Origin of the sequence: Kitasatospora sp. NPDC048296 (assembly GCF_043201815.1) — a bacterium.
Taxonomy (GTDB): Bacteria; Actinomycetota; Actinomycetes; order Streptomycetales; family Streptomycetaceae; genus Kitasatospora.
The window spans coordinates 120292-138235 of record NZ_JBICZB010000011.1 but is presented as its reverse complement, the minus strand read 5'-3'; the positions used below and the strand labels follow the sequence as shown (position 1 = coordinate 138235).

Here is a 17944-nt window from a genome sequence, read left to right as displayed (position 1 = left end):
CCGCCACCGCCCAGAACTACACCCTCCATACCGAGGTCAAGATCATGGAAGACGGGCTTGCAACTCGCCCACGACGCTAAACGCAGCGGCGTTGAAGATCCCGATCAAGGACAGCCCCGCATCCTACCCAGGCCCCGGCGCGGGAGGTCGGCCCCACCGACGTCCCGCGCCGAACCCCACGGGCTACGCCCAGGGCAGCGGCGGCCCCGTACGGGCCGGGGTCCCGGCCAGCGCCGCGAGGGCGATCCGCACGCCCTCGGCCAGCTGCGGGTCCTCCCCGGCCGCCCAGTGGTGCGGGGCGAACGGCACCTCGACGTCCGGGTCGACGCCGTGGTTCTCCAGGCCCCAGCCGTAGTTCTCCAGCCACATCGCGTACTTGGGCTGGGTGACCAGGGTGCCGTCGACCAGCTGGTACCTGCTGTCGATGCCGATCACCCCGCCCCAGGTGCGGGTGCCGACCACCGGGCCGATCCCGAGCGCCTGGATGGCGGCGTTGACGATGTCGCCGTCCGAACCGGACAGCTCGTTGGCGAGCGCGACCACCGGCCCGCGTGGGGCGTCCATCGGGTAGGGCACCCGGCTGTCGGTGTCCCGGATCGCGTACCAGCCGATGATCCGTCGGGCCAGCTTCTCTATCACCAGCTGCGAGGTGTGGCCGCCGCGGTTCTCCCGGACGTCCACGATCAGGCCCTCCTTGGCCATCTCGGTGGTCAGGTCGCGGTGCAGCTGCGCCCAGCCGGCCGTCTGCATGTCGGGGATGTGCAGGTAGCCGAGCCGGCCGCCGGACAGCTCCCGCACCTCGGCCCGCCGCCCGGCCACCCAGTCGTGGTAGCGCAGCGCCGCCTCGTCGGCGAGCGGGACGACCACGGGGTGGCGCCGGTCGGTGCCGTCCTTGCCGGTCACGGTCAGCTCGACCGGCTGCCCGGCGGTGCCGGCCAGCAGCGGGGCCGGGCCGGTGACCGGGTCCACCGGGCGGCCGTTGACGGCGAGCACCGCGTCGCCCGGGCGGACCGCGGCGCCGGGCGCGGCCAGCGGTGAACGGGCCCTGGGGTCGGAGGACTCGCCGGGCAGGATCCGGGCGATCCGCCACTGGTCGCCGTCCTTCACCAGGTCGGCGCCGAGCAGGCCCTGGCGCCGGGCGGGCTCGGTGTAGCGGCCGTACGGGACGACGTAGGCGTGCGAGGTGCCGAGTTCGCCGTGCACCTCCCAGAGCAGGTCGACCAGTTCGTCGTGCGAGCCGACCCGCTCGACCAGCGGCCGGTAGCGGTCCAGGATCCCCGCCCAGTCCACGCCGCCGAGGTCGGGGCGCCAGAAGTTGTCCCGCATCAGCCGGCCGTTCTCGGCGTACATCTGCCGCCACTCGGCGGCCGGGTCGACGGTCACCCGCAGCCGGGAGAGGTCGACGGTGGTCTCGTCGTCCTCGCCGGAGGCCTTGTGGTCGGCCGGGACGATCCGCAGCTCGTCCTCGTCCAGCACGGCCACCCGGGTGCCGTCCCCGCTGACCGCGAACCCGTCGACGCCGTGCACCAGTTGCTCGACGCGGCGCTTCCTGAGGTCGAAGCGCTCCAGCACCGGGCGGGGCCGCTCGTCGTCCAGGGAGGCCGCCTCGTCGCCGAGTTCACCGAGCAGCGGCGCCCTGGTCCACAGCACCCCGTCCTTGGCGGCGCGCAGCGCGTCGAACCGGCCGCCCTCGACCGGGAACGGGACGATCCGGTCGGCGATGCCGTCCAGGTCCACCCTGGTCGCCGGCGCGGCCTCGGCCGCGCCCTCCTCGCCGTCCGCCTTGCGCGACCCGGGCTCGTCCTCCTCCCCGCCGAGCGGCCGCCCGGCCCGCTGCGGCCCGAACGGGGACGGCGTGTCGGCGGCCAGCGTGATCAGGTACGGGCGGCAGCCGTTCGGGAAGGACAGGTCGAAGGCGTGCGCGTCGTAGACCGGGTCGAAGTTGCGCACCGACAGGAAGGCCAGGTAGCGGCCGTCCGCGGTGAAGGCGGGCGAGGTGTCGACGAACCGCTGCTGGGTGACCTCGCCGACGGTGCGGGTGGCCAGGTCGGCCAGCACGATCTGGCGCAGCGAGTACGGGCCCATCCGGTGCACCGGGCGGGACCAGGCCAGCCAGGCCGAGTCCGGGCTGAACGCCAGCCCGCTGACCTCGCCGTCGGTGCTGCGCTCCAGCTCGTGCACGGCGCCGTCGGCCAGCGCCACCAGCAGCACCCGGCCGTCGTGCACGCCGAGCGCGGCCTGCTTGCCGTCCGGGGAGACCACCAGCGAGTTGACCCGGCCGAGCTGTCCGGCGGCCAGTCGGCGCCGCTCGGCGCCGTGGACGGCGGGAGCGTACTCCAGGGCGTCCTCGCCCTCGGCGTCGGACACCCACAGCACGCCCTGGCCACCGTCCTCGCCCGGCACCACCCGGGCCAGCCGCGCGCGCACGCCCGGGGTCTCGTCCAGCACCCGGGCCGGGCCCTCCCGGTGGGTCAGCCAGTGCACGCTGCCGCGCACCACCACCGCGCCGGCCCGGCCGGTGCGGTCGGGGGCGACGGACTCCAGCCAGTGCGCGGTGTGCACCGGGCGGGGGCGGCGGCCGGTGCGCGGGCCGGCCAGCCGGACGTCCAGGCGGCGCGGCTCGGCGCCTTCCAGGTCGTCCAGCAGCCAGAGGTCGCCGGCCCGGTGGAGGACGACCCTGGTGCCGTCGGTGGTGGCGTTGCGGGCGTAGAAGCCGTCCGGGTCACCGGTGTGGCGGCGCAGGTCGGAGCCGTCCGGGCGGCTGGACCACAGCTCGCCGACGCCCTCGTGGTCGGACAGGAAGGCGATCCGACTGCCATGCGGGGAACCGGCCACCCACAGCGGGGAGTCGAGCTGCCCGTCCAACTCCTCGTGCACGCGGCTGAATTCGTCCTGCCCGAGCCACAACTTGCCGGCCCGGCCGCCCCGGTAGCGCTTCCACCAGGCCGGCTCGCGGTTGTTGACGGTGACCAGCAGCACGCGGTCCCCGTCCGGCTCGAAGGCGAGCCCGCCGACCGGCCCGTACGGCAGCCGCACCGGCTCACCGCCGTCCAGCGGCACCGCGTGCGCCCAGCAGCGCCGCACGCCGGACTCGCCCGCGCCGGTGGTGGCGATCGGACGCCCGTCGGCGGTCCAGCCCTGCACCCGGGTCTCGGCGTTGCCCCAGTACGTCAGCCGCCGGGACGGCCCGCCGTCCACCGGCACCACGTGCACCTCGGGGGCGCCGTCCCGGGTGGAGGAGAAGGCGATGTGCCGCCCGTCCGGCGAGAACCGGGGGTGGTGCACCGGCAGGTGATCGGCCGTCAGTCGCCAGGCCCGCCCGCCGTCCAGCGGGGCCAGCCAGACGTCGTCCTCGGCGACGAAGGTGACCAGGTCACCGTGCAGATGGGGATGGCGCGGATAGGCGCCCGCAGAGGTACTCAGGGAGTCCGTCACCCGGCCAGCGTAGGCAGGTACGGGTACGAGCCGCTCCGTTTTCGGCAAGTCCCCGAGGACGTGCGGGGGTTACGACCAGCGGCCGGTGCGCCCCAGCAGCAGCGCCCCGGCGGCCACCCCTGCGGTGGAGGTGCGTAGCACCGACGGGCCCAGCCGGTACGGCTTCGCGCCCGCCTCCGCGAAGGCGGCCAGCTCCTCCGGGGAGACCCCTCCCTCCGGGCCGACCACCAGCACGATGTCCCCCGCCCCGGGCAGCGCGGCGTGCGCCAGCGGCTCGGCACCCTCCTCGTGCAGCACGGCGGCGAAGGCGGCCTGCGCCAGCAGCGGGGCCAGCTGCCGGGTGGTCATCGGCTCGCGCACCTCGGGGAAGCGCAGCCGGCGGGACTGCTTGCCCGCCTCCCGGGCGGTGGCCCGCCACTTGGCGAGCGCCTTGGCTCCGCGTTCGCCCTTCCACTGGGTGATGCAGCGCGAGGCCGTCCAGGGGACCACCACGTCCACGCCGACCTCGGTCATGGTCTCCACGGCCAGCTCGCCGCGGTCGCCCTTGGGCAGCGCCTGGACGACGACGATCCGCGGCGCCGGCTCCGGCTCCCGGCGCACGGCGGCCACCGTGACGTCGATCGCGTCCTTGCCGAACACCTCGGCGACCGTCCCGTCCACCCCGAGCCCCAGCCCGTCCGCCAGGGTCACCGCCTCACCGGCCGCCAGCCGCTTCACCGCGGCCGCGTGCCGCCCCTCCGCCCCGTCCAGGCGCACCAGCGCCCCGGGCGCGGCGGCGGCGATCCGCTCGGTCTCGACGACGAAGACGGGCGCGGTCATGAGAGGGAACCTCCAGGAATGGAACGGAAACGCGAAAGAGGTGCCGGGGAGCTGCCCCCGGCACCCCTTCCCGGACGACTACCGGCCGTTGAAGGCGTCCTTCAGGCGCGAGAACAGGCCCTGCTGGCCCGGCGCGAACTGGCCGGACGGGCGCTCCTCGCCGCGCAGTACGGCGAGCCGGCGCAGCAGCTCCTCCTGCTCGGCGTCGAGCTTGGTGGGCGTCTGCACCTCGACGTGCACTATCAGGTCGCCCCGGCCGCCCCCGCGCAGGTGGGTGATGCCCCGGCCGTGCAGCGGGATCGACTGGCCGGACTGGGTGCCGGGCCGGATGTCGACCTCCTCCAGCCCGTCCAGGGTCTGCAGCGGCACCTGGGTGCCGAGCGCGGCGGCCGTCATCGGGATGGTGACGGTGCAGTGCAGGTCGTCCCCGCGCCGCTGGAAGACGTTGTGGGTGGTCTCGGCGATCTCGACGTACAGGTCGCCGGCCGGGCCGCCGCCGGGGCCGACCTCGCCCTCGCCGGCCAGCTGGATCCGGGTGCCGTTGTCGACACCGGCCGGGATCTTGACGGTCAGGGTGCGGCGGGCGCGGACCCGGCCGTCGCCGGCGCACTCGGGGCACGGGGTCGGCACGACGGTGCCGAAGCCCTGGCACTGCGGGCAGGGGCGGGAGGTCATGACCTGCCCCAGGAAGGAGCGGGTGACCTGGGAGACCTCGCCCTTGCCGCGGCACATGTCGCAGGTCTGCGCGGAGGTGCCGGGGGCCGCGCCCTCGCCGCTGCAGGTGGTGCAGGTGACGGCGGTGTCGACCTGGAGTTCCTTGGTGGTGCCGAAGGCGGCCTCCTCCAGGGTGATCTCCAGCCGGATCATGGCGTCCTGGCCGCGGCGGGTGCGCGAGCGTGGGCCGCGCTGGCCGGCCGCGGCGCCGAAGAAGGCGTCCATGATGTCGGAGAAGCCGAAGCCCGCCGCGCCGGCGCCGAAGCCGCCCGCGCCGCCGCCGCCCGGTGAGAGCGGGTCGCCGCCGAGGTCGTAGACCTGGCGCTTCTGCGGATCGGAGAGCACCTCGTAAGCGGCGTTGATCTCCTTGAACCGCTCCTGCGTCTTCGGGTCCGGGTTGACGTCCGGGTGCAGTTCGCGTGCCAGGCGCCGGAACGCCTTCTTGATCTCGTCCTGCCCCGCATCCCGTCGGACGCCGAGTACCGCGTAGTAGTCCGTGGCCACCAAATGCTCCGCTTGTTCCGCCTGTAGTAGTGCGACTGGACGCCGCCGTCAGAATTCTGACGGCGGTTGCTTGCTACGACTCAGCCAGGATCTGACCCACGTACCGTGCCACCGCCCGCACCGCCCCCATTGTGCCCGGGTAGTCCATCCGGGTCGGACCGATCACACCGAGTTTGGCCACGCTCTCGTCGCCCGAACCGTAGCCGACCGACACCACCGAGGTGGAATTCAGCCCTTCGTACGCAATCTCCCGCCCGATCCGGACCGTCATCCCGGCGTCCCCGGTCTCACCCAGGAGGCGGAGCAGGACGACCTGCTCCTCCAGGGCCTCCAGCACCGGCTGGATGGTGAGCGGGAAGTCGTGGCCGAAACGCGTCAGGTTGGCCGTGCCGGCCAGCATGATGCGCTCCTCGTTCTGCTCGGCCAGCGCCTCGAACAGGGTCGCCAGGACCGTACTGACCGTCGGCCGGTCGATCTGCTCGAACGTGGCCGGCAGCTCCTCCAGCAGCCCCGGGACGTCCGGCAGCCGCTGGCCGGCGGCCCGGACGTTGATCCGCGCCCGCAGGTCCGCCAGGACCGTCTCGCCGACCGTGCCCGGGCAGTCGACCATCCGCTGCTCGACCCGGCCGGTGTTGGTGATCAGGACCAGCATCACCTTCGCCGGGGCCAGCGCCACCAGCTCGATGTGCCGGACGGTGGAGCGGGTCAGCGAGGGGTACTGCACCACGGCGACCTGCCGGGTCAGCTGGGCGAGCAGCCGCACCGTGCGGGCGACCACGTCGTCCAGGTCGACGGCGCCGTCCAGGAAGTGCCGGATCGCCCGGCGCTCCGGGGCGCTCATCGGCTTGATCTCGGCGAGCTTGTCGACGAACAGCCGGTAGCCCTTGTCGGTGGGGATGCGCCCGGCGCTGGTGTGCGGCTGGTGGATGTAGCCCTCCTCCTCCAGCGCCGCCATGTCGTTGCGCACGGTCGCCGGGGAGACTCCGAGGTTGTGCCGCTCCACGAGGGCCTTGGAGCCGACCGGCTCCTCGGTGCCCACGTAGTCCTGGACGATGGCACGCAGAACGGCGAGCTTGCGGTCGTCCAGCTGGCGGACCTCACCGGCCATGGGCACGCACCTCCGTCTTCGCACGTTGTCCGTCTGTGATGCTGCGGGCCGCTCCGGGAGGACCCCGACCCTGGCACTCTGCGCACACGAGTGCCAAAACCGTACCTGCCAGTGTAAGGCCCGGGTCCTGTCCCAGGAACGGCCCGGCCGGAGTGATCCTGCCCGCAGTCCCAGGGCACGGCCCCTTCCGCCGCAACTCGCGGCGCGGGGGTGGTGCCCTGGGGCCGTCCGGGTGGCAGCATCGAAAGCGACGGCGAACGGAGGAGCAAGAGATGTCGAGCTCGGGCCAGCACACCCGTTTCGCGCCCGATCGCGGCCTGACCAGCCGCATGGTCGCGACGATGTTCGTGATCGGGCTGCTGTACGTCGGTTTCACGGGCCTGCTGATCGCGCTGCTGCGCGGGGCCTGGCCGCTGATCGTGCTGATCTCCGGCGGGCTGTTCGTGGCCCAGTTCTGGTTCAGCGACAAGATCACCGAACGGGCGATGGGCGCCCGCGAGGTGACCGAGGAGCAGTACCCCCAGCTGCACGGCACCATCGACCGGCTCTGCGCCCTGGCCGACATGCCCAAGCCGCGTGTGGCGGTCGCCGACAACGACATGCCGAACGCCTTCGCCACCGGCCGCAACCCGCAGAACGCCGTGGTCTGCGTCACCACCGGCCTGCTGCGCCGGCTCGAACCCGAGGAGCTGGAAGGCGTCCTGGCGCACGAGTTGTCGCACGTCGCCCACCGGGACGTCGCGGTGATGACCATCGCCGGCTTCCTCGGCGTGCTCGCCGGGGCGATGACCCGGATCGCCGTGTACGGCGGGTTCATGGGCGGCGGGCGCAACAACAACGACCAGAACACGGCCATCGCGGCGCTGGTCATCCCCCTGGTGTCGATGGTCGTCTACGCGATCAGCTTCCTGCTCACCCGGCTGCTCTCCCGCTACCGCGAGCTGGCCGCCGACCGGGCCGCCGCCCAGCTCACCGGCCGGCCCAGCGCCCTGGCCTCGGCCCTGACCAAGGTGACCGGGCAGATCGCGGCCATCCCCACCGAGGACCTGCGCAAGTCGCAGCCGTACAACGCCTTCTACTTCGCCCCCGCGCTGAGCGCCCGGGAGACCGCCTCCCAGCTGCTCTCCACCCACCCGACGCTGGAGAAGCGGCTGGCGCAGCTGGCGAAGATCTCCGAGCAGCTCGGCCGCTGATTCCCGTTGAGGAAAGGACCACCGTGGGATTCCTGGACGCCCTGTTCGGCCGCAGCAAGCCCGTCAAACCCGACCTCGACCAGCTGTTCGGCGTGCCGTCCGCCGCGCTCACCCTGGAGGCCGGGGCCGGGTTCCTCCCCACCGGGCTCGGCTCGGTCTGCTTCGCAGCCGTCGAGGGCGCGGCCTTCGTCCAGGTCGAGCAGCAGGTCCGGGCACTGCTGGACGCCGACACCGAGCGCGGCGGCGTACCGGTGGAGGCCTCCAAGGACGGCTACGGCTACTCCTGGCTGCTCGCCCGGCACCAGCCCGAGGAGCTGCCGGAGCTGGTGAACGACCTGCACGCGGTCAACAGCGAGCTGGAGGCGAACGGCTTCGGGCCGCAGCTGCTCTGCTCGCTGGTCTGCTTCCGCAACGGCGAGGGGCAGTCGCTGGCCCTGGTCTACCTCTACAAGCGCGGCACCTTCTACCCGGTGTGCAAACAGCGTGGGCAGGAGAAGCGGAACAACGCTCTGGAGATCGAGATCTCCAACATGCTCAAGAACGACCTTCGTATCGAGCCTGACCTGTCCCGCTGGTTTCCCCTCTGGGGCGCTCCGGGCATGGAGGAGTGAACTCACCTGGCGGCCCGGCAGACCGTCCGCTACAGCAGTCCGATGAGGAACCGGAGCGCCAGCCCGCACCCGAGCAGCAGGAAACCGCTCAGCAGGAGCAGCCCCAGGGCCCAGGCCAGATCGGTCAGCCGGTGCCTGGCGGTTCGCGGGACCTCGTCCCACGACTCACCCCGGAAAGGTTCCGGTGCGGGAAGCGGGCCCGCGAGATCCAGGCGCATGTGCTCCTCGGAGCAGTACGTCCGGTAGAGCACCTCGGCGGACCGACGGTCGATCTCCAGGGCCAACCACCCCTCGGGCAGGTCGATGCCCCAACGCGCCTCCGTCCTGGACTCTGCCCGGCCGCAGAAGTCGCACAGCTCCAGGTCCTGGCCGTCCGTCGGTTCGTCCCGCTCCGGCACCCCACCGTCGGCGGCCCCGGTCGGCGTGACCGCCACGACGGCCGGTGCGGTGGTGTCCGCTGCGTCGGCCGTCCCGGGGGCCCCGGTGCCTTCCAGCTCCGACACGACGTACAGCACGAAGGCAACCCCGAGGGCGACCACGGCAGCGCCGGTGTACCGCGGCCAGTTGTCCTGCGCGAGGCCGAAGGCCGCTCCGGAGACCACGAGAAGAAGTCGGATCCCGGCCCGAACGACGCGGGAGCGGAAGTAGCGCATGCGGTGATCATGCCAGCACCCGTCTCGCGCATCACGGCAGGGGGACCGAGCGGACGAGGGGCAGGTGAACGAGTGGCTGGACAAGGGGCATTACGCGGCGGACGACCCGCGGCCGGAGAAGGACCTGAGCCGCTGGTTCCCGGTCCGGGGCGCGCCGGGCCTCTGACGGTCCGTCCGCCATCCCTATGATCACCCGTATGCGCAGCCGCCAGTACGGACCGGACCTCACCCCGCCGTGGAAGAAGCAGACCCCCGCACCGGAGGTGCCCGCCGAACGGGACCTGGTGGTCGAGGAGGCCTCCACCGGCTTCTGCGGGGCGGTGGTGCGCTGCGAGAAGACCGCCGAGGGGTTCACCGTCACCCTGGAGGACCGCTTCGGCAAGCACCGGGTCTTCCCCCTGGTCCCGCGCGGCTTCCTGCTGGAGGGCAAGGCCGTCACCCTGGTCCGCCCCACCGGCCCGGCGGCGCCCCGCACGCCCGGCCGCACCGCCTCCGGCTCGGTCTCCGTCCCCGGCGCCCGCGCCCGGGTCGCCCGCGAGTCCCGCATCTACGTCGAGGGCCGGCACGACGCCGAACTGGTCGAACGCGTCTGGGGTGACGACCTGCGCATCGAGGGCGTCGTCGTCGAATACCTCCGGGGCATCGACGACCTCCCGGCGATCGTCGCCGACTTCGGCCCCGGCCCCGGCCGCCGCCTAGGCGTCCTGGTCGACCACCTGCTCCCCGGCACCAAGGAACACCGCATCGCCGCCCAGGTCACCGGCGACTCGGTGCTGGTCGTCGGTCACCCCTACATCGACGTCTGGCAGGCCGTGAAGCCGTCCAGCGTCGGTATCCCGGCCTGGCCCGCCGTCCCCCGCGGCGAGGACTGGAAGGAGGGCACCTGCCGCCGCCTCGGCTGGCCGGTGGACACCCCCGCCGCCTGGAAGCACATCCTGTCGAAGGTGAACAGCTACAAGGACCTGGAGCCCGAACTGCTCGGACGGGTCGAGGAGCTGATCGACTTCGTGACCCTCCCAGATCAGGCGTAGGTCTGGAACTCCGAGGTGTCGAGCGTGATGCCGAGCAGGTCGACTTCGATCGGATCGCCGAATTTGGTGGTCCGCTCGGCCCAGTACACCGGGGCACCGGAAACCGTGTCGGTGGTCAGATCCGTGAGGAGCACGCACACGCCCTTGAGCGGGTCGACGATGAGGTACGCCGGAATCCCGCCCTGGGCGTACATCTCGCGCTTGGTCCGGTAGTCCCGGTGCACGCTGGTCCTGGAAACCACTTCGACCACCACGGTCACCGCGGAGGCGGACAGCAAACGGCCCGCCTCCGGGACGGCACCCCGCTCGAAGACGACCAGATCCGGCTGGGGTTCGCTGGCCTCGCCGGAGATGATCAGATCCTGCGTCTGAAGCGCCCGCCACCGGGCGTAGGGGGTCTGGTGCTGAATCGCGGAGACGATGAGGTTGTGGACCATGTCCGGCCCGGCCATCATCACGATTTCCCCCCTGATGAGTTCGGCCTTGACGCCTTCCGGAACCTCCAGGTTCTCGAAGATCCCCATCATCCGGTCATCGATGGCGGTCACTGCGCGCTCCCTCCGACGGCTGACACCACGTTAACGAACGTCAGTCCACGAGGTCACGCACGACCGCGTCCGCGAGCAGCCTGCCCTGGAGGGTGAGGGCGGCGCGGCCGTCGGCGTAGGGCGCTGTGGCGAGGAGGCCGTCCGCGAGGGCCCGAGCGGCGGCCTTGCGGCCCACCTCGGTCAGCAGGTCGAGCGGGACTCCCTCCACCAGGCGCAGTTCCAGCAGGATGCGCTCGACCCGGCGGTCCTCGTCCGACAGGAGTTCGCGGCCCAGGGCCGGGGTGCGGCCCTCGGTGAGGGACTGGGCGTAGGCGGCGGGGTGCTTGGCGTTCCACCAGCGGACGCCGCCGACGTGGCTGTGGGCGCCGGGGCCCGCGCCCCACCAGTCGGCGCCGGTCCAGTAGAGCTCGTTGTGGCGGCAGCGGCCCTCGGGAGTGGTGGCCCAGTTGGAGACCTCGTACCAGGAGTAGCCGGCCGCGCTGAGCGCCTGCTCGGCGATGAGGTAGCGGTCGGCGTGCACGTCGTCGTCGATCATCGGCAGTTCGCCGCGCTTGACCCGGGCGGCCAGCCGGGTGCCCTCCTCGACGATCAGGGAGTACGCGGAGACGTGGTCCGGTCCGGCGCCGATCGCCGCGTCCAGGGAGGCCCGCCAGTCGTCGTCGGACTCGCCGGGGGTGCCGTAGATCAGGTCGAGGTTGACGTGCTCGAAGCCGGCCTCGCGGGCCTCGGCCACGCAGGTCTCGGGGCGGCCCGGGGTGTGGTGGCGGTCGAGCAGCCGGAGGACGTGCGGGCGGGCGCTCTGCATGCCGAAGGAGATCCGGTTGTAGCCGCCCTCGCGCAGCTCGGCCAGGTACGCCGGATCGACGGACTCCGGGTTGGCCTCGGTGGTGACCTCGGCGTCCGGGGCGAGCCCGAACTCCTCGCGCAGCGCGGCGAGCATCTTCACCAGGTCGCGGGCCGGCAGCAGGGTGGGGGTGCCGCCGCCGAGGAAGACGGTGCGCACCGGGAGGTCCGTGTCCCCCAGCACCTTCCGGGCCAGCCGGATCTCGGCGACCACGTTGTCGGCGTAGGTCTCCTGCGAGGCGACCGCCCCCGAGGAACGCAGCTCGGTGGCCGTGTAGGTGTTGAAGTCGCAGTAGCCGCAGCGGCTGGCGCAGTACGGCACGTGCAGGTAGAAACCGAACGGCCGTTGCCCCAGTCCGGTGAGGGCGTGCGCGGGCAGGGAACCGTCGGACGGCACCGGTTCGCCGTCGGGGAGTGCGGAGGGCATGACCCCATTGTCCCGTACGGCCCGCGAACCCCGCGCGGACCGTACGGGAGCCGGGCTCAGGCCTCGTTGGCGCCCGCGTACATCGCGGCCACCGCGTCGGCGTAGGTCTGCTCGACCACCGGGCGCTTGATCTTCAGGCTCGGGGTGAGCTCGCCGTGCTCGATGTCGAGGTCGCGCGGCAGCAGGTGGAACTTCTTGATCGTCTGCCAGCGCTGGAGGTCGGCGTTGACCCGCTTCACGAAGCCCTCGATCAGCTGGCGCACGGCCGGCTCCCCGGCCAGCTCGGCGTAGGTCCGGCCGGCCAGGCCGTGCTCGGCGGCCCACGGCATCAGCACCGACTCGTCCAGGCCGATCAGCGCGGTGCAGAAGTTGCGGCCGTTGCCGATCACCAGGATGTTGCTGACGAACGGGCAGACCGCCTTGAACTTGCCCTCGACCTCGCTGGGCGCCACGTACTTGCCGCCGGAGGTCTTGAACAGGTCCTTCTTGCGGTCGGTGATCCGCAGGAAGCCGTCGGCGCTCAGCTCGCCGATGTCCTCGGTGTGGAACCAGCCGTCCGGCTCCAGCACCTCGGCGGTCTTGTCCGGCAGGTTGTGGTAGCCGCGCATCACGCCGGGGCCGCGCAGCAGGATCTCGCCGTCCTCGGCGATCCGCACCTCGGTGCCGGGCAGCGCGCGGCCCACCGTGCCGATCCGCACGTCCTCCTCGCGGTTGACGCAGGAGCCGGCGCTGGTCTCGGAGAGGCCGTAGCCCTCCAGGATCGGCACCCCGGCGCCGAGGAAGAAGTAGCCGATCTCGGGGGCGAGCGCCGCACTGCCGGAGACGGCCCCGCGCAGCCGGCCGCCGAAGGCCGCCCGGATCTTGGCGTACACCAGCTTGTCGGCCAGCGAGTGCTGCACCCGCAGGGCCAGCGGGGCGCTGCCGGCGCCGGTGGCGACCCGGCTCGCCTGGACCGCCCGGGCGTGCTCGCGGGCGACCTTGGCGGCCCACATGAAGATCTTGTACTTGGCGCCGCCCTCGGCCCGGGCCCGGCCGGCGATGCCGTTGTAGACCTTCTCGAAGATGCGCGGCGCGGAGGCCATCACGGTCGGCCGGATGACCGGCAGGTTGTGGATGATCCGGTCGACCCGGCCGTCCACCGCCATCACGTGACCGGTGGCGATCTGCCCCGAGATCAGCGTCTTGCCGAACACGTGCGACAGCGGCAGCCACATGAACTGGACGTCGTCGGAGCGCAGCAGCCCGCTGGCCTCCTGCGCCCGGCCCTCGTACGCCCAGCAGTCGTGCACCAGGCGCACGCCCTTGGGGCGGCCGGTGGTGCCGGAGGTGTAGATGAGGGTGGCCAGCTGCTCCTTGTCGAGCGCGGCCACGGCCTTCTCGATCGCGTCCGGGTGCTGCTCCAGGTGCTCCGCGCCGCGCTGTTCCAGCTCGGCGAGGGTGAGCAGTTCCAGCCCGGCCGCCTCAGGGGTCTCCTCGGGGGCGTCGAAGAGGATGACGGTGCGCAGCTCGGGCAGGTGCTCGATCTGCTCGACGGCCTTGGCCAGCTGGGCGGCGTTCTCGGCGAACAGCGCCTTGGAGCCGGAGTTGGAGAGGATGAAGGCGGTCTCGTCGGCGTTGGTGCTGGGGTAGACCGTGGTGATGGCGGCGCCCGCGCACATGACCCCGAGGTCGGCGATGATCCAGTCGAGCCGGGTGGAGGAGGCCAGCGCGACCCGGTCCTCCGCCTGGATGCCGAGCGCCATCAGGCCGGCCGCCACCGCCTTGACCCGTACGGCGGTCTGCGCCCAGGTGAGCGAGCGCCACTGCTCGGCGCCCGGGGCGCCGTCCGCGGCGTGCTCGTCCACCGGGGCGGGGTAGCGGTAGGCCTCGCCGTTCGGAGTGGCGGCGACCCGCTCCAGGAACAGGTGGGCGACGGAGGCGGGACGCCCGGCGACGATGTCGGCACTGCCGGAGTCGATCAGGGACTGCGCGGAACTCAACGAGGACCTCCGGGGGCGGGTGGCCGTCTGAGGGATTACGGCGCCCGTGGGGGCGGTCGCCGGGCCCCGGTTCACCTGAGCGGTACCGGTCAGTAACAAGGGCGTAGTCAGCAGCCTAGGGGGAAATCGGTCATTCCGTAAGGGGGCGGATCCAGCTGGCACGGCGTCGCGGCGCAGGTGCCCGGGCGCGGGGCCCGCGGACGGCCCGCACCCACCCGGATCCGCGGGAGGGCTTGGCAAAGGCCCGGCAAACCTCAGCCGGACAGCCCCCGAATCGTCTGTGCGACGCCGCGGAACAACGAGAATTGGGGTGCGAACCCGACCGGCGACGACAAGAGTGTGCCAGTGCTGATCAGATTGCTCCGGGCGTACCTGCGCCCATACTCCCGACCGATCACCTTGCTGGTGGTACTTCAGCTGGTGTCCACCCTCGCGGCGCTCTACCTGCCGACACTCAACGCCGACATCATCGACAGCGGCGTAATCAAGGGCGACACCGGCTACATCATGCGCGTGGGCGCGGTGATGATCGGCATCACCCTGGTCCAGGCCCTCTGCTCGATCGGCGCCGTCTACTTCGGCGCCCGCACGGCGATGGTCTTCGGCCGGGACCTCCGGGCCGCCGTCTTCGACCGGGTGCAGAGCTTCTCCGCCCGCGAGGTCGGCGAGTTCGGCGCGCCCTCCCTGATCACCCGCACCACCAACGACGTCCAGCAGGTCCAGATGCTGGCCCTGATGAGCTTCACCCTGATGGTGGCCGCGCCGATCATGTGCGTCGGCGGCATCATCATGGCGCTCAACCAGGACGTCCCGCTGTCCGGCCTGCTGCTCGCCGTCATCCCCGCGCTCGGCATCGTCGTCACGTTGCTGGTCCGCGCGCTGCGGCCCCAGTTCCGCAGCATGCAGAAGAAGATCGACACCGTGAACCGGGTGCTGCGCGAGCAGATCACTGGCATCCGGGTGATCCGCGCCTTCGTCAAGGACGACCACGAGCAGGCCCGCTTCGCCACCGCCAACGAGGACCTCACCCAGGTCGCCCGACACGTCGGCCGACTGATGTCCGTGATGTTCCCGGCCGTGATGCTGGTCGTGAACCTCTCCAGCGTCGCGGTGCTCTGGTTCGGCGCCCACCGCATCGACAGCCACGACATGCAGATCGGCGCGCTGACCGCCTTCCTCTCCTACCTGCTGCAGATCCTGATGAGCGTCATGATGGCCACCTTCATGTTCATGACGGTGCCCCGCGCCGAGGTCTGCGCCGAGCGCATCGAAGAGGTCCTCGACACCAGCTCCAGCGTCGTCCCGCCGTCCGCGCCGATCACCGAGGTGCTGCGCCGCGGCAACCTGGAGCTGCGCGACGTCGACTTCCGCTACCCCGGCGCCGAGGCCTCGGTGCTGCGCGGCATCGACCTCACCGCCCGCCCCGGCGAGACCACCGCCATCATCGGCTCCACCGGCAGCGGCAAGTCCACCCTGCTCGGCCTCGTCCCCCGGCTCTTCGACGCCACCGGCGGGCAGGTTCTGCTGGACGGCGTGGACGTGCGCGACCTCGCCCCCGAGGCGATCGCCGAGAGCGTCGGCATCGTCCCGCAGAAGCCGTACCTGTTCTCCGGCACCGTCGCCAGCAACCTGCGCTACGGCCGTCCCGACGCCACCGACGAGGAGCTCTGGCACGCCCTGGAGATCGCCCAGGCCAAGGAGTTCGTCGAGAAACTGGCCGAGGGCCTGGACGCCCCGATCGCCCAGGGCGGCAGCAACGTCTCCGGCGGTCAGCGCCAGCGCCTGGCCATCGCCCGCGCGCTGGTGCGCAAGCCCGACGTCTACCTCTTCGACGACTCCTTCTCCGCGCTCGACTACGCCACCGACGCCAAGCTGCGCAAGGCCCTCGCCCACGAGACCGCCGACGCCACCGTCCTGATCGTCGCCCAGCGCGTGTCCACCATCCGCGACGCCGACCAGATCATCGTCCTCGACGAGGGCGCGGTCGTCGGCACCGGCACCCACCGTGAACTGATGGCAGACAACCCGACGTACCGGGAGATCGTGCTCTCCCAGCTCACCGAGCAGGAGGCGGCGTGACCAGCCCCGGAAAGCCCGCCGGGAAGCCGGCGGACAGACTCCCCAGCGACTCGCAGGCCGCCGCCGCCCGCCGCGGCCCGGCCGGACCAGGTCGCTTCATGGGCGGCCAGGGCGCCGAGAAGTCCATGGACTTCAAGGGCTCCGGCAAGCGCGTGCTCGGCCTGCTGCGCCCCGAGCGCACCCTGCTGATCGGCGTCCTGCTGCTCGGCGTGGTCAGCATCGGCTGCGCCGTCATCGCCCCCAAGATCCTCGGCAAGGCCACCGACCTGATCTTCGCCGGCGTCGTCGGCACCCGCTTCCAGCCCGGCACTTCCAAGACCGATGTCATCGCCGGGCTGCGCGCCCACGGCGAGGGCGGCGTCGCCGACCTGCTCTCCGCGGTCGACTTCACCCCCGGCCACGGGATGGACTTCGGCGCCATCGGCTCCATCCTGCTCTGGGTGCTCGGCATCTACGTCGCCGCCGCCGTCCTCGGCATCATCCAGGGCCGCCTGGCCACCAAGGCGATCCAGTCGGCCGGCTACCGGCTGCGCCAGGACGTCGAGGCCAAACTGGCCCGGCTGCCGCTGAGTTACTTCGACAAGCAGCCGCGCGGCGAGGTGCTCAGCCGGGTCACCAACGACATCGACAACATCGGCCAGTCCATGCAGCAGACCATGGGACAGGTGATCAACTCGCTGCTCACCGTGGTCGGTGTACTGGCGATGATGTGCTGGATCTCCCCGCTGCTCGCCGTGATCGCGCTGGTCTCGGTGCCGCTGTCGGTGGTCGTCGCCGCCAAGGTCGGCAAGCGGGCCCAGCCGCAGTTCGTCCAGCAGTGGCAGTCCACCGGCCAACTCAACGCCCACATCGAGGAGATGTACACCGGCCACACCCTGGTCAAGGTGTTCGGCCGGCAGCACGAGTCCGCCGAGACCTTCCGCGAGCACAACGAGGCACTCTTCCACTCCAGCTTCCGGGCCCAGTTCATCTCCGGGATCATCCAGCCCGCGATGATGCTGATCGGCAACCTGCAGTACGTTCTGGTCGCGGTCGTCGGCGGTCTGCGGGTGGCCAGCGGCGCGCTGTCCATCGGCGACGTGCAGGCCTTCATCCAGTACTCCCGGCAGTTCAGCCAGCCGCTCACCCAGGTCGCCAGCATGGCCAACCTGGTGCAGTCCGGGGTCGCCTCCGCCGAGCGCGTCTTCGAGCTGCTGGACGCCCCCGAGCAGAGCCCCGAACCGGCCATGCCCGAGAAGCCGGACGCGGTCCGCGGCCGGGTCGTCTTCCAGGACGTGTCCTTCCGCTACGACCCGGACAAGCCGCTCATCGAGGACCTCTCGCTCAAGGTCGAGCCCGGCCAGACCGTGGCCATCGTCGGCCCCACCGGCGCCGGCAAGACCACCATGGTCAACCTGCTGATGCGGTTCTACGAGGTCAGCGGCGGGCGGATCACCCTGGACGGGGTGGACATCGCCGCGATGTCCCGCGAGGACCTGCGCTCGGGCATCGGCATGGTGCTCCAGGACACCTGGCTGTTCGGCGGCACCATCGCCGACAACATCGCCTACGGCGCCCAGGGCGCCACCCGCGAGCAGGTCGTCGAGGCCGCCAGGGCCGCCCACGTCGACCGCTTCGTCCGCACCCTGCCGGACGGCTACGACACCGTCCTCGACGACGAGGGCACCGGCGTCAGCGCGGGCGAGAAGCAGCTGATCACCATCGCCCGGGCGTTCCTCGCCCAGCCGTCCATCCTGGTCCTGGACGAGGCGACCAGCTCGGTCGACACCCGTACCGAGGTGCTGATCCAGCGGGCCATGGCCCGGCTGCGCACCGGCCGCACCAGCTTCGTGATCGCCCACCGGCTCTCCACCATCCGGGACGCCGACGTGATCCTGGTGATGGAGAACGGCTCGATCGTGGAGCAGGGCTCGCACGACGAGCTGATCGCCGGCGGCGGCGCGTACGCCCGGCTGTACCAGGCGCAGTTCGCGGAGGCCGTGGCCGAGGTCGACTGACGC

The 17944-nt window shown here is 72.0% G+C and carries 13 protein-coding genes; 5 read left to right on the top strand and 8 right to left on the bottom strand.

All coding sequences use genetic code 11. From position 1 onward, the window contains the following. Positions 1–183 precede the first annotated feature (183 nt). The 4 genes from ACGF12_RS10115 to hrcA form a co-directional block, all read right to left on the bottom strand. Positions 184–3435 (bottom strand): S41 family peptidase, encoded by a 3252-nt coding sequence (locus ACGF12_RS10115; protein WP_393027801.1) that lies wholly within the window; start codon positions 3433–3435, stop codon positions 184–186. 69 nt (positions 3436–3504) lie between these two features. Further along, positions 3505–4254, bottom strand: a complete 750-nt coding sequence (locus ACGF12_RS10110) for a 16S rRNA (uracil(1498)-N(3))-methyltransferase (RefSeq protein WP_393027799.1) — start codon at positions 4252–4254, stop codon at positions 3505–3507. Positions 4255–4332: 78 nt separating this feature from the next. Then, positions 4333–5472, bottom strand: a complete 1140-nt coding sequence (dnaJ, locus tag ACGF12_RS10105; RefSeq protein WP_393027797.1) for a molecular chaperone DnaJ — start codon at positions 5470–5472, stop codon at positions 4333–4335. Positions 5473–5545: 73 nt separating this feature from the next. Beyond that, positions 5546–6580: a heat-inducible transcriptional repressor HrcA gene (gene hrcA / locus ACGF12_RS10100; RefSeq protein ID WP_393027795.1), complete on the bottom strand. Its 1035-nt coding sequence runs from the start codon at positions 6578–6580 to the stop codon at positions 5546–5548. A 272-nt stretch (positions 6581–6852) separates the two neighbouring features. Between hrcA and htpX the strand changes: the two genes are divergently transcribed. Then, entirely contained in the window at positions 6853–7773 is a 921-nt protein-coding gene (gene htpX / locus ACGF12_RS10095; RefSeq protein WP_393027793.1) for a zinc metalloprotease HtpX, read from the top strand. 23 nt (positions 7774–7796) lie between these two features. Next, on the top strand, positions 7797–8384 hold the full coding sequence (locus ACGF12_RS10090) for a hypothetical protein (RefSeq protein ID WP_393027791.1): 588 nt from the start codon (positions 7797–7799) through the stop codon (positions 8382–8384). Positions 8385–8413: 29 nt separating this feature from the next. Here ACGF12_RS10090 and ACGF12_RS10085 read toward each other — a convergent pair whose 3' ends face one another. Then, positions 8414–9037 (bottom strand): hypothetical protein, encoded by a 624-nt coding sequence (locus ACGF12_RS10085; RefSeq protein WP_393027789.1) that lies wholly within the window; start codon positions 9035–9037, stop codon positions 8414–8416. Between the two features lie 197 nt (positions 9038–9234). Between ACGF12_RS10085 and ACGF12_RS10080 the strand changes: the two genes are divergently transcribed. After that, positions 9235–10068, top strand: a complete 834-nt coding sequence (locus ACGF12_RS10080; protein WP_393027787.1) for a DUF3097 domain-containing protein — start codon at positions 9235–9237, stop codon at positions 10066–10068. Here ACGF12_RS10080 and ACGF12_RS10075 read toward each other — a convergent pair. The 3 genes from ACGF12_RS10075 to ACGF12_RS10065 are packed head-to-tail and all read right to left on the bottom strand — an operon-like array spanning position 10059 to position 13865. Then, positions 10059–10616 carry a Uma2 family endonuclease gene (locus ACGF12_RS10075; RefSeq protein WP_393027785.1) on the bottom strand — a complete coding sequence of 186 codons (558 nt, stop codon included), beginning with the start codon at positions 10614–10616 and terminating at the stop codon, positions 10059–10061. The two genes, ACGF12_RS10080 and ACGF12_RS10075, sit on opposite strands and share 10 nt — an antisense overlap. Before the next feature lie 40 nt (positions 10617–10656). After that, positions 10657–11886: a radical SAM family heme chaperone HemW gene (gene hemW / locus ACGF12_RS10070; RefSeq protein WP_393027783.1), complete on the bottom strand. Its 1230-nt coding sequence runs from the start codon at positions 11884–11886 to the stop codon at positions 10657–10659. Between the two features lie 56 nt (positions 11887–11942). Then, positions 11943–13865: an AMP-dependent synthetase/ligase gene (locus ACGF12_RS10065; protein ID WP_393027781.1), complete on the bottom strand. Its 1923-nt coding sequence runs from the start codon at positions 13863–13865 to the stop codon at positions 11943–11945. 345 nt (positions 13866–14210) lie between these two features. Between ACGF12_RS10065 and ACGF12_RS10060 the strand changes: the two genes are divergently transcribed. After that, a complete protein-coding gene (locus ACGF12_RS10060; protein WP_393027780.1) occupies positions 14211–15944 on the top strand; it encodes an ABC transporter ATP-binding protein in 1734 nt (577 codons plus the stop codon). Positions 15945–16042: 98 nt separating this feature from the next. Next, complete coding sequence (locus ACGF12_RS10055) at positions 16043–17941, top strand: ABC transporter ATP-binding protein (protein ID WP_393027810.1); 1899 nt, start codon at positions 16043–16045, stop codon at positions 17939–17941. The last annotated feature ends 3 nt before the right edge of the window (positions 17942–17944 follow it).

Coding starts and splice junctions, on each gene's coding strand:
- ACGF12_RS10080 (WP_393027787.1), top strand. CDS start 9,235: ATGCGCAGCCGCCAGTACGGACCGGACCTCACCCCGCCGTGGAAGAAG.
- hemW (WP_393027783.1), bottom strand. CDS start 11,886: ATGCCCTCCGCACTCCCCGACGGCGAACCGGTGCCGTCCGACGGTTCC.
- ACGF12_RS10085 (WP_393027789.1), bottom strand. CDS start 9,037: ATGCGCTACTTCCGCTCCCGCGTCGTTCGGGCCGGGATCCGACTTCTT.
- htpX (WP_393027793.1), top strand. CDS start 6,853: ATGTCGAGCTCGGGCCAGCACACCCGTTTCGCGCCCGATCGCGGCCTG.
- ACGF12_RS10110 (WP_393027799.1), bottom strand. CDS start 4,254: ATGACCGCGCCCGTCTTCGTCGTCGAGACCGAGCGGATCGCCGCCGCC.
- ACGF12_RS10055 (WP_393027810.1), top strand. CDS start 16,043: ATGGGCGGCCAGGGCGCCGAGAAGTCCATGGACTTCAAGGGCTCCGGC.
- hrcA (WP_393027795.1), bottom strand. CDS start 6,580: ATGGCCGGTGAGGTCCGCCAGCTGGACGACCGCAAGCTCGCCGTTCTG.